Here is a 9729-nt window from a genome sequence, read left to right as displayed (position 1 = left end):
CACCGCTCCTCCAGCCCCTCTGTGTTGTGGACGGCGGTAGATAACCACATCCACGACACCCGGAACCGGCTCTCACTCGACCATGCTGGACATGACAGACACATTGAGGAGCGCTCAAGATAACGATGGCGTTGGTCGAGCAGATCACCCGGCGGATCTCGGGGTCGAAGTTGAGGAAGGGCACGAACTCGGCCCAGGCGTCCTCCCACTCTTTGCTGGCTAACTGTGTGATCTTCCATACGGCGCTGGACATGATGGAGGTGATGCGCCAGCTCCTTGCCGAGGGCTGGGAGATCGGCGCCGAGGACGTCGCGCAGCTGTCGCCCTACCTGACCGCGCACATCAGCCGTTCCGGCTTGTACGCAACCGACGTGCTGCGGCTGCGCCCCGATGACTTCGACCCCGACCTGCCCGAGATCGACTTCACCACTCTGGATGAGGCGGCCTGAGGAGGCTGGCCGGGGCGCGGGGGACTCTTTCCTCAGAGAGGAACGTTAGGGGCTTTCCGCGGGTTTGGTGGCCATGGTGGGCTCGCATTCGATGCAGAACCACGCGTCCGTTGTTGAAGTCCAGGGCGCTCGCGGTGAGGGCTCTTCAGGGAGCGTGAACTCAAGGGGGCTGGACGTTCGATGGCCGGCAGCGCAGTCAGGCGCACCGTTCCCGGCAGCGTCGGCAGGCCCCGGGCAGATGGTCCCTGGATAACATCGTTATCTGGTAAGACCGGATCGGGTCGGATCTCACTCGGTGTACACCTTCAGCCCCACGTCGAGCGACTTCTCGATGCCCGCCAGGCGGGCGGCTATCTCGACCTGAGCAGCCAGCATGCCGAGCTGCAGGCGCTGCTCGATCGGCGAGGCATCAGTGATCTGCTCCGCCAAGGTATGGAGCTGCTCGCGCGCGATCTGGGAGGGGGTTTTGCTCATGAGCGCAAGCATCGCATGTAGGAGAAAGAGCCGGGCAGCGGTTTGCGTCGCCGCGTATGTCCGGGTCCAGCCGAGATACAGGGAAATCCGGCCATGTGTCGATCTTGACGCCCGTTTCCACAGGCAGGCGTACGGTCAGTGGTCCACCGTGATCAGTTTCAGGGCGTCTTCCTTGTCCTTGTCGGAGGGCAGCTCTGGCGGGTGGTTTCCAGGCGGGCGTGGCCGAGGTGCCGGCGCTCACGTAATTACGTGAGCGTCCACAGAGGATCTCGGCGACCAGGACCAGGTCGGTTTTGCCGCGGACCAGGGTGGTGGTGAGTGTGTGGCGCAGGACGTGCGCCGTGGTGGGATCGTCCAGCCCGGCCGTCTGGGCGATCTCGGCGATGATGCCGCCGGCGGCGCGCGCGCTCAGCCGTCCGCCCTTGGCGTTGAGGAACAGGGCTCGGTTGTCGTCGGTGTGGGGCCAGTTGGGGCGTTCGTCGAGCCAGAGCTGCAGTTCGGTGCGGAGCTTGGGGTGGATGTCGACCTCGCGGAACTTGTCGCCCTTGCCGTACAGGCGCAGTCGGCCCTTGCGGGCCGACTTCTGGATGTCGTCGACGTTGAGGCGGACGACCTCGCTGATGCGGGCGCCGGCGTAGTACGGGATCAGCGCGATGCACCGGCCGCGGGGCGACAGGTCCGGGCATGCGTCCCTTCGATAGGTCGAGGGGCCCGCCAATGGTGGCAGACCCCTCGGTGCGGTGATGTGGGTGCGATCAGTGGTTCCGCGCGCTCGGGCGCGTCGCAAGGGTGGTGATGAAGGTGGCGATCTCGTCGGGGTTCTCTTCGGCCATGAAGTGCCCGGATGCGGTCGGCTGGTAGGTCAGGTCCGGCGCCCAGGCCCGCCACAGCGATGCGGCGTCGAAGCCAAGCTGGGAGCCCCAGTCCTGTGAGATGACGCCCACCGGCATCGCGAGCTGCGCGCCACGCTCACGGTTGGCTCGATCCATCTCGAGATCGATGCTCGCGGTGGCCCGGTAGTCGGCCACGATGGAGTCGATCGCGGCGACCGAGCTGTCGATGTAGTAGGCGCGCTCCTCATGGGTGAAAGTCGTGCCGCTGGGGTCCCATGCGTCCAGGAAGGAGCCGAAGAACTCCGGAGCGACTGCGCGGATCATCTTCTCGGGAAGCCCGATGGGCTGAGCCATCAGGTACAGGTGCCAGGCGACCTTGGCGTCGACTCCCTGCAGAACGGCCCACGTGTCGAGGGTGGGCAGGACGTCGAGGATCCCCAGGTAGTCCACGACGGCGGGGTGATCCAAGCCTGCGCGGACGGCGACCAGTGCACCGCGGTCGTGCCCGACGAGCCCGAAGTGGTCCACGCCGAGGGCGGACGCGACCGTCACGATGTCCTGAGCCATCGTGCGCTTGGAGTACGTGGCGGGGTCCCTCCCGTCCGGCTTGTCGCTGTCGCCGTATCCGCGCAGGTCAGGGACGATAACCGTGTGGTCGTCGGCGAGCCTCGCCGCGACGTGGCACCACATGTAGTGGGTCTGCGGGAACCCATGCAGGAGGGCCACGGCCGGCCCGCTCCCGCCGACGGCGACGTTGAGGTTGACGCCGTTGGTGCCGGGGATGGCCTGGTAGTCGAAGCCGCTGATCGTCAGTCGGGTGGTCATGCGTTCCCCTTCGCGTCAGGCGCGGCGGTCTCATGGCCGGTGAGGGCCGGGCGGCCGGAGAAGATCCCGGCGGGCAAGGGGGCCCGCCCGGACGATGCCTTCAGGGCTGGGATGACGATGGTGTCGACGAGTGCGGACAGGTACTCCTCATCGACTGCGAGGTCGTTGACCCGTCGCAGCAGGAGGGCGGCACCGACCACCTCCTCGAATGCGAAAGGGTCCGCGCCGTCGGGCAGCTCGCCGCGTGCGATCGCGGCGTCGATGACCTGTCGCGGCAACCGAGCTCCTGTCGGGCCGACGGCGTTCTCGATGGCCTCGCACAGGTCCGGGTCCTCCAAACCCGCCTGCAAGAGCAGCATCGCGGTCTGACTGTCCGCAGCGCGAATGGTCTGGTCCAGGCGCCGACACAGGCTCAACACGTCCCCGCGCAGGCTGCCCGTGTCGATCGGCTCGCCGACCCCGCGCTGTGCGGGCCCAGCCTTGACCGCAGCGATCACCATCTCCCGCTTGGATCCCCACCGTCGATACAGGCTCGCCTTGGATGTCTGGCACCGTCGGGCGACCTCCTCGAAGGACATCACCTCGTAACCGGACTCCGCCAGCACCTCCAGTACGACAGCAGTGATCCGCTGATCCAGAGCCGCATCACGGGGACGGCCGCGCGCCGCCCTTTCAACACTATTTTGATACGCCACGCCCCGTATCGTAATGCATCGGGGCTGAACTCCATCAATCAACGTCTCCGGTCAGTACAGAAAGAGGCGCGCCCACCTCCACAGCTCTCGCTTTCATAGGTGGCCGCGTGAAACACTCCTATGAAACACTTCCGGAGTGCGCGACGACTTCCTCCGCGTGGAGGCCCACGACTGCCCGATGACCTCCTGCGCCGCCCCGGCCGGCTCGCCCTGCCGCACCGGCAAGGGCAAGGTGGCCGTCCAGTACCACACCGCCCGCTTCCGGCTCGTGCCCGCGCTCGCCAAGGCGCTCAACGTCCCCACCCCGGCCATCCGCAAGCCAGGCACGGCCTGGATCGAGCTGCCCCGCCCGACCGCAGCCGACGCCGAGCCGGCCGGGCACGCGCGGATCGGCTACGCCCGCGCCTCCACCGTCCGTCAGTCCCTGGACACCCAGCTCGACGCTCTCAAGGCCGCCGGCGTCACCCGTGTCTTCGCCGAGAAGATCTCCACCCGCGCCACCACCCGCCCCGAGCTCGACAAGGCCGTCACCCTGGCCCGCGAACTGCGCGCGGCCGGGGTAGCGGTCACCCTCGTGGTGCACGAGCACAAGCGGCTCGGCCGCGGCCTCGACCTGGCCGCCCTCGCCGAGCAGCTGCGCGCCGCCGGCGTCGGCCTGGAGTTCCTCACCGGCGAGCTGCAGGGCTCCCACGACCCCTCGGGCGTGGTGTTCACCGTGCTTGCTGCCCTGTCCGGAATGGAACGCGGGTTCATCCGCGACCGCACCCTGGAAGGCCACGAATCCGCCCGCGCCCGCGGCAAGGCCATCGGCGGCGCCGCCGTCACCGACGAGAACATGCTCGCCATGGCCCTGCACCTGCGCGAGCAGGACCTCAGCCTGCGCGACATCGCCGCCCGGCTCGTCATCACCAGCGGCGCGAAAAAGGGCCGTCACCCCTCGGCCGCGACCGTCCTGCGCATGCTCCGCGACCACGACACCAGCACCGGCGCGCCGGGCGCGCCGGCCCGGTGAGTTCACCCGTTGTCCCGGCCCGCCCACCCCCCGGCAGGGAAGATGGGATACATGCCGGAGCCAAGCGAGCCGATCCACCCGGGGTATGAGCCGGTGTATGAGGTCGTGAAGGTCGTCCGCCTGCCCGTGCCCAACGAGATCCGAGCACCGGACTGCATGATCGGCCCGAAGATCTGGCTCAGGCGGCGGATCCGCCGCCTGGCTTCCTGGCTCGTGCCCCGCCAGACCCCGCGGCCGTGCTGCTGGCACCACCAGGTGAACTGGCACCAGGCCGCCGCCGCCGCGATTCGTCTGGTCCGCCAGGCCCAGGCCGCCGGCGTGCGCGGCGAAGGCATCAGCGACTACGTCATCGACCGTCTTGACGAGCAAGGTCTCGGTGACCGCGAACAGGACGGACTCCTCGCCTTGGCCTGCACCGGCGGAATCGAGCCGAACACCGAACCCAACGCCCAATGGCGCTACTACGAGGGACAACACCGCGTGGCGGCCCAGCTCGATCAAGGAGTCCAGGAGACCGTCGTACAGCAATGGGTGGCACTCGACCCCATCACCGGCTGGCCGGTCCAGGACTAGATTAAGCGATCAAAGGGGTGACCGGCCGCACGTCAGCCCGCACGTGCGTACTCCGCCGACAGCGCACCGTGTCAACCTCTGGGGCGATCGGGGCGTCTGTTGTCCAGGAGGTCGATGTGTGGAAGTACCGGACGGCCTGGACGACCTGCGTCTGGAGTTCGTCTTGATCGAGGCCCTGCGCGCTGAAGCCGAAAGGCTGGTCGAGGTCGGCGAGGAAAGGCGGAATTCGGATGTTCACCAATCGCGACCGGGTGGTCACTGGTATGCATGAGTGGTGCGGTGTCGTGTTCTGGAGGGGGCGCGCTCGCACACGAGGCGGTCCGGCCGGCACCACGCTGCGACACGCCGGCCCTGGCCGCCGACGGTGAGAAAGGCGCTCTACAGCCTGCCGTTGCGGAACAGGGCCTCAATGCCGAGCTCGAGGTCGCTCTTGCCCATCAACTTGTCGATCGTGCCCGCGGTCAGCTCATCGGCCAACGCCAAGATGACCGCGTTGCTCGCCGCGAACGCCTCCACCGCCGCCACGTACTGATCGACCTTCGCCGCCGTTGCCGCGCTCAGGTCCTGGGCCCGCCAGCGCTCGCCCGTCTCGACCCACAGCCACATGTCATCGCGCTGCACCCCGAACACCTGCTTGATTCGCTCAACGGTGTGGTCGTCCAGCAGATGCGGGGCTCGCCGCGCCGGCTCCAGGGTCTGCAGCTGCTCGCGGTTGGCGCCGCACGCGGTCCAGGTCGGGCCGCTGTAGCGAGGCTTGACCGACAGGCCGGGCACGTAACCTTCGGCGGCGCGCTCGGGGTCGTCGGCATCGGCCGGGAACAGCACGGTGCCATCGACCTGCCAGCGCTTCACGATGCGCCGCGACGGCTTGCCGCAGCCGGGCACAGCGCAGTGCTTTTGCGCGCGGCGCGCGGCCAGGGCCCGCTGCTGCTGGGTGTAGTCCTGGTCCAACTTCCATTCGCTCGGTTCGTCGCCGTAGTCGTCGCGGTCGTCGTCGGCCTCGCCGACGTCGTCCATCGCGGGCAGTTGCCCGGGGTCCCACGCGGCCACGAGGGCCTGCACCGCCGGGGCGATGCGGGCCAGGGCGTCGTCCCGCTCACCCACCTTCTTGATGATCTTCTGGACGGCGCCGTGGGACAGCCCGGCGGCCATGCCGAGCGAGCGGTGGCTGTCGGCGTCGTCGTGCCAGGCGCTGATGCGGCGGATCAGCTCATCGCGTTCCTGACGGCCGCCGTCCGACATGGCCGCCACGATCGCCAGCCGGGCGCGGACCTGGCGGCGGGCCAGGACCCGCGCGCGCTCCACCCGTTCGGCCAGGCCGCGCACGGACACCACGTTGCCCGGCCTGGAGACGGGGATGCGGGCCGCCAGCCGGGTCACGGCTTCGGCCAGGGCGGCGTCGGTGGTGTCGGCGTTGATCAGCTCGGCGATCGCCGCGTCCGACACCATCGCGGACTCGGCGACCTCCACCACCGGCAGGTCGGCGGCCGCGCGGGCCAGGTGGTCGGCCAGCTCGCCGGCGGCGGCCTGGGCGTCGGGCGTCAGCTCCGGCTCGGCGGCGCGCCGCTCGTCCGGCGGCGCCATCCCGGCCGCGATCCGCGCCGCGTAGGGCTGCAGGCCGGCCAGCAGCTCCCACAGGGCCTCACCGGCCACCAGCGGCGGGATGGGCCACTGCAGCCGCTGCTGCCGGTGGGTCCACGACGGGGGCCGGGAGAAGGCGCTGGAGGCGTCGGCCTGCAGCGACAGCACCGGGCTGGCATCGAGCGGCACGTGCAGCTCCACCACCGCCTGGCCGCCGGTCTCCTCCACCAGCCACGTCGGGCTCACGGGTTCGATGGTTATCGACCTCATCACCGCCCGGACACAGGCCATCCTGTCGGCCATGCCCGAGCACCATCCCGTCGAGGTCAAGGGCAAGGCCGATCTGGAGGAATTCCGCCGCGCGGTCCGCAAATCGTGAACATGTATCCCAGCTCGGGTGCGACCGATCTCCCGTCGGCGGCCCGGCGCATCGCGGCGCGTACGTTCTCGGGGGCTCGCCACAGCTCCACACGCGTCCGGGAGTCGGCGAAGAGCACACCTTCCTCAGGTGATGTTGATCACGACCTTGCCGCGGCTGTGCCCGCTGCCGACGTCGCGCTGCGCCTCCGCGGCGTCGTCGAGGGTGTATTCCGCTCTGATGTGCACGGAGATCTGGCCCTTCTCGTGATAGGAAAGCATCTCGGTGAGACCTTCGGCGCTGCGGACACCGGTCCAGTCGCGGATGCCGAGGGCAGCGATCTCGTCGGAGAAGACCATGGTCACCACGCGTTCGGGGTCGTGGGCGACTTCGAGTGCCGCGCGGAGCCCGTCGACCTCGGAACCAAGAGCGGCGTCGATGCCGTTCGGGGCGATGGCGCGAAGCCGTTCCACGAGCCCGGGCCCGTAGGCGACCGGGACCGCCCCAAGGGATCGCAGGTAGTCATGGTTGGCCTGGCTGGCGGTGCCGATCACGGTGCTCGCCCCCATCGCCTTCGCGAGTTGGACCGCCATCGTCCCCAGCCCGCCGGACGCGCCGTTGATCAAGACGACGTCGCCGTTGGTCACGCGCATCTGATTGAGGGCGTTGCGGGCGCCCTGGGCGGCCCCAGAGAAGCCGCCGGCGATATTCCACGGCATGTCGGCCGGCTTCGGCGCGACCTGGTCGTACGGTACCGCGATCCATTCCGCGTAGCCGCCGAGCGTGCTGAAGCCGAGGACGGCGTCGCCGACCGAAAATTCCGTGACGCTCGCACCGACCCGGTCGATCGTGCCGGCGAACTCGTTACCCGGCACGATCGGGAAGTCGCCCACGAGCGCGCGGGGGAAGCGTCCCTCGCGCACGCCGCAGTCGAAGGGCTGCACCCCGGCCACCTTGAGCTGGACACGTACCTGCCCTGCTTGAGCATCGGGCTCGTCCAGCTCGACGGTGCGCAGCACCTCTGGGGGTCCGAACGAGGACAAGGCGGCGGCTTTCACGGGTGTCTCCTTCTGTCGACCTTCACTCGGATGGCTGGGCGCTGCCTGCGGGAGGCACCCATCTCATGGCGAACAGCTCGTATCCAGGCGGCTGACCGGGCATCGGCCCCGCGGGAACGATCCTGAGGCCGTCGAGCGCGATGGCGATGACGCGTGCTCTTGCGTTCCTGGCCGCGTCGTACAGTTCTGTCCGCCCCTGCCGTTGCAGCTGTTCCTGAAGCGGGGACTTCGAGAGTTGCTCGATGAGCAGCTCGAGATCGACCGGGGTCACTCCGGCGCGGAGCACTTCGGCCTGGTGTGCGCGCTCGACGAGCCGGGCCACTGCGCGGTCGCCCTGCTCGGCCAGGCCGGTCATCTCGTCGGTGGGCTCGAAGGTGCCGGCCACGGGCGCCAGCGAACCGGGGCCCGAGCCGATCGACGCCATCGCGTAGTGCATCAGGCCTTCCCATGGATCGTCCATGGCCAGGCCTCCGTCGCCGCGTCGAGGTATTCCCGCAGCGCGATCAGGCAAAGCCGCTGGAACAGCTCCTGCTTCGTGCGGTAGCGCCGCCGATACAGCGACCCCACCCCGACCCCGGCCCGGGCTGCGATCGACGCCACCGACGCGTGCACGCCGTCCACCGCCAGCACCTCGCGGGCTGCTCGCAGCAGCGCTCGGTCGTTCCGGGCGACCTCCTCGCTGCGCCATGAACGCGAACTCGTCATGGCGGCAGTCTACACAGTTGCGGAGTGATTCGCTCCGCAGTTATCGCGTACGACGCGGAGTGAAACGCTCTGAAACAAAGGAGGCGGCATGTCCCCCAGCACATCCGACATCGGCGCCGCCGATCCGGCACCCAGGCACGCCCGACTCCCACGGCCGCTCCGGCCATTCCGGACGGGCCAGTACCGGCTGCTGGCAACCGCGCTCGGTCTGGGCCTGGCCGGCAGCGGCATGTGGACGGTCGCGGTGGTGTGGCAGGTGATCGCGAAGGCGGAGGTCCGTCCGAACTCTCCCTGATCGCCACCGCGGGCGGCATCGGACTGGTCGCGACCGCCCTGCTGGGAGGCGTCCTCGCCGACCGCGTCCCGGCGGCGCATAATCCTGCTCGCCCAGTCGGCCAAGGCGATGACCGCCGGTTCGGTGGTCGTCACCGCCACCATGAACCTGCTCACCTGCGGACAGCTCATCGTGGTCGCCGTGGTGCTCGGGATCGCGGACGGGTTCTTCTACCCCGCCTACTCCGCGCTCGTCCCCGCTGTCGTCCCACAAGACGATCTGCTCACGGCCAATGGGATCGAAGGCATGCTGAGGCCGACGCTGATGCAGGCGGCAGGGCCGGGCGCCGCCAGCGCACTTATCAGCGCCTTCGCGCCGAGCATGGCGTTCGCCGGCATCGCCGGCGTGCATCTCCTGGCCGCCACGTGCGCCGCTATCATGCGCGAACCCGAGGCGCGCGACCGTACGGCGCGGCCGGGCAGCCCTGTCCGTCGGTGGTGAGCGACCTGCGGGCCGGGCTCGCCTACCTGCTCACGACGCCGTGGCTGGTCGGCACGCTGGCCCTCGCCTGCCACGGCCTCGGCGGGGTGATCGGCTCGCTCACGATGTCCGCACTGACCCTTCCCCGGCGCTACCTGTCCGTGATGCTCCCGACCTGGGGTGGAGGCTGTCTTCCGCTCGGCCGGGTCTCCAGCCTCGCCTTCTTCGTCTCGCTCAGCGCGGCTCCCCTGTCCATGGCGCTGGTCGGCCCGGCGGCAGCCGCCTGGGGTAGCCAGCCGGTCTTCCTCGTGGCAGCCGTCGCCCCGCTGACGGTCGCCGTACTGGCCATCGCTCTCGCCCGCCTCCGGCGTGACGAGATCGACCACCCCCTCACCCCCGCGCGATGAGCAGG

General features: G+C 69.3%; 15 protein-coding genes and 2 pseudogenes. 8 read left to right on the top strand and 9 right to left on the bottom strand.

The window, feature by feature from the left end:
- Nucleotides 1-109: 109 nt before the first annotated feature.
- Nucleotides 110-208: pseudogene (locus tag ACTWPV_RS45865) on the bottom strand (transposase); the annotation flags it as partial.
- Nucleotides 209-227: 19 nt separating this feature from the next.
- Between ACTWPV_RS45865 and ACTWPV_RS45860 the strand changes: the two are divergent.
- Nucleotides 228-449 carry a Tn3 family transposase gene (locus ACTWPV_RS45860; RefSeq protein ID WP_443156637.1) on the top strand — a complete coding sequence of 74 codons (222 nt, stop codon included), beginning with the start codon at nt 228-230 and terminating at the stop codon, nt 447-449.
- A 288-nt stretch (nt 450-737) separates the two neighbouring features.
- Here the strand turns inward: ACTWPV_RS45860 and ACTWPV_RS45855 are convergent, their stop codons facing one another.
- The 4 genes from ACTWPV_RS45855 to ACTWPV_RS45840 are packed head-to-tail and all read right to left on the bottom strand — an operon-like array spanning nt 738 to nt 3276.
- Entirely contained in the window at nt 738-878 is a 141-nt protein-coding gene (locus tag ACTWPV_RS45855) for a hypothetical protein (protein WP_443156636.1), read from the bottom strand.
- The gene (locus ACTWPV_RS45850; protein ID WP_443156635.1) at nt 859-1641 is read right to left on the bottom strand and encodes a tyrosine-type recombinase/integrase; all 783 of its coding nucleotides are present in this window, start codon (nt 1639-1641) and stop codon (nt 859-861) included. The genes ACTWPV_RS45855 and ACTWPV_RS45850 overlap by 20 nt, the downstream gene beginning before the upstream one ends.
- Before the next feature lie 37 nt (nt 1642-1678).
- Nucleotides 1679-2581 carry an alpha/beta fold hydrolase gene (locus ACTWPV_RS45845; protein ID WP_443156634.1) on the bottom strand — a complete coding sequence of 301 codons (903 nt, stop codon included), beginning with the start codon at nt 2579-2581 and terminating at the stop codon, nt 1679-1681.
- Nucleotides 2578-3276 (bottom strand): TetR/AcrR family transcriptional regulator, encoded by a 699-nt coding sequence (locus ACTWPV_RS45840; protein ID WP_443156633.1) that lies wholly within the window; start codon nt 3274-3276, stop codon nt 2578-2580. Before ACTWPV_RS45840 ends, ACTWPV_RS45845 begins: the two co-directional genes overlap by 4 nt.
- A gap of 136 nt (nt 3277-3412) precedes the next feature.
- On the opposite strand from ACTWPV_RS45840, the gene ACTWPV_RS45835 reads away from it, so the two are divergent.
- The 3 genes from ACTWPV_RS45835 (at nt 3413) to ACTWPV_RS45825 (ending at nt 5132) form a co-directional block, all read left to right on the top strand.
- Complete coding sequence (locus ACTWPV_RS45835; protein ID WP_443156632.1) at nt 3413-4288, top strand: recombinase family protein; 876 nt, start codon at nt 3413-3415, stop codon at nt 4286-4288.
- A 42-nt stretch (nt 4289-4330) separates the two neighbouring features.
- On the top strand, nt 4331-4861 hold the full coding sequence (locus ACTWPV_RS45830; RefSeq protein ID WP_443156631.1) for a hypothetical protein: 531 nt from the start codon (nt 4331-4333) through the stop codon (nt 4859-4861).
- Nucleotides 4862-4979: 118 nt separating this feature from the next.
- The gene (locus tag ACTWPV_RS45825) at nt 4980-5132 is read left to right on the top strand and encodes a hypothetical protein (protein WP_443156630.1); all 153 of its coding nucleotides are present in this window, start codon (nt 4980-4982) and stop codon (nt 5130-5132) included.
- A gap of 107 nt (nt 5133-5239) precedes the next feature.
- Here the strand turns inward: ACTWPV_RS45825 and ACTWPV_RS45820 are convergent, their stop codons facing one another.
- Nucleotides 5240-6688, bottom strand: a complete 1449-nt coding sequence (locus tag ACTWPV_RS45820) for a hypothetical protein (protein ID WP_443156629.1) — start codon at nt 6686-6688, stop codon at nt 5240-5242.
- Nucleotides 6689-6695: 7 nt separating this feature from the next.
- Here ACTWPV_RS45820 and ACTWPV_RS45815 point away from each other — a divergent pair, with 7 nt between their 5' ends.
- Nucleotides 6696-6821, top strand: coding sequence for a hypothetical protein (locus ACTWPV_RS45815; RefSeq protein WP_443156628.1), 126 nt, complete (start codon nt 6696-6698; stop codon nt 6819-6821).
- Between the two features lie 125 nt (nt 6822-6946).
- Here the strand turns inward: ACTWPV_RS45815 and ACTWPV_RS45810 are convergent, their stop codons facing one another.
- The 3 genes from ACTWPV_RS45810 to ACTWPV_RS45800 form a co-directional block, all read right to left on the bottom strand.
- Nucleotides 6947-7819: an NADP-dependent oxidoreductase gene (locus ACTWPV_RS45810; protein WP_443156627.1), complete on the bottom strand. Its 873-nt coding sequence runs from the start codon at nt 7817-7819 to the stop codon at nt 6947-6949.
- 61 nt (nt 7820-7880) lie between these two features.
- The gene (locus ACTWPV_RS45805) at nt 7881-8318 is read right to left on the bottom strand and encodes a hypothetical protein (protein ID WP_443156626.1); all 438 of its coding nucleotides are present in this window, start codon (nt 8316-8318) and stop codon (nt 7881-7883) included.
- On the bottom strand, nt 8294-8563 hold the full coding sequence (locus ACTWPV_RS45800) for a helix-turn-helix domain-containing protein (RefSeq protein WP_443156625.1): 270 nt from the start codon (nt 8561-8563) through the stop codon (nt 8294-8296). The genes ACTWPV_RS45805 and ACTWPV_RS45800 overlap by 25 nt, the downstream gene beginning before the upstream one ends.
- An 88-nt stretch (nt 8564-8651) precedes the next feature.
- On the opposite strand from ACTWPV_RS45800, the gene ACTWPV_RS45795 reads away from it, so the two are divergent.
- The 3 genes and pseudogenes from ACTWPV_RS45795 to ACTWPV_RS45785 all read left to right on the top strand — a co-directional run bounded on the left by ACTWPV_RS45795 (nt 8652) and on the right by ACTWPV_RS45785 (nt 9724).
- Nucleotides 8652-8858: a hypothetical protein gene (locus ACTWPV_RS45795; RefSeq protein ID WP_443156624.1), complete on the top strand. Its 207-nt coding sequence runs from the start codon at nt 8652-8654 to the stop codon at nt 8856-8858.
- Nucleotides 8859-8933: 75 nt separating this feature from the next.
- A pseudogene (locus ACTWPV_RS45790) lies at nt 8934-9338 on the top strand (MFS transporter); the annotation flags it as partial.
- A complete protein-coding gene (locus ACTWPV_RS45785; RefSeq protein ID WP_443156623.1) occupies nt 9335-9724 on the top strand; it encodes a hypothetical protein in 390 nt (129 codons plus the stop codon). The pseudogene ACTWPV_RS45790 and the gene ACTWPV_RS45785, both read left to right, overlap by 4 nt.
- Nucleotides 9725-9729 lie beyond the last annotated feature (5 nt).

The sequence above is a fragment of the Nonomuraea sp. KM88 genome (assembly GCF_052245635.1).
Taxonomy (GTDB): Bacteria; Actinomycetota; Actinomycetes; order Streptosporangiales; family Streptosporangiaceae; genus Nonomuraea.
This window is presented reverse-complemented; position numbering and strand designations above follow the sequence as displayed.

What these genes read in the sequence shown, in the direction of transcription:
- ACTWPV_RS45845 (WP_443156634.1), bottom strand. Translation starts at nt 2,581, where the DNA reads ATGACCACCCGACTGACGATCAGCGGCTTCGACTACCAGGCCATCCCC.
- ACTWPV_RS45830 (WP_443156631.1), top strand. Translation starts at nt 4,331, where the DNA reads ATGGGATACATGCCGGAGCCAAGCGAGCCGATCCACCCGGGGTATGAG.
- ACTWPV_RS45815 (WP_443156628.1), top strand. Translation starts at nt 6,696, where the DNA reads ATGGTTATCGACCTCATCACCGCCCGGACACAGGCCATCCTGTCGGCC.
- ACTWPV_RS45805 (WP_443156626.1), bottom strand. Translation starts at nt 8,318, where the DNA reads ATGGACGATCCATGGGAAGGCCTGATGCACTACGCGATGGCGTCGATC.
- ACTWPV_RS45800 (WP_443156625.1), bottom strand. Translation starts at nt 8,563, where the DNA reads ATGACGAGTTCGCGTTCATGGCGCAGCGAGGAGGTCGCCCGGAACGAC.
- ACTWPV_RS45795 (WP_443156624.1), top strand. Translation starts at nt 8,652, where the DNA reads ATGTCCCCCAGCACATCCGACATCGGCGCCGCCGATCCGGCACCCAGG.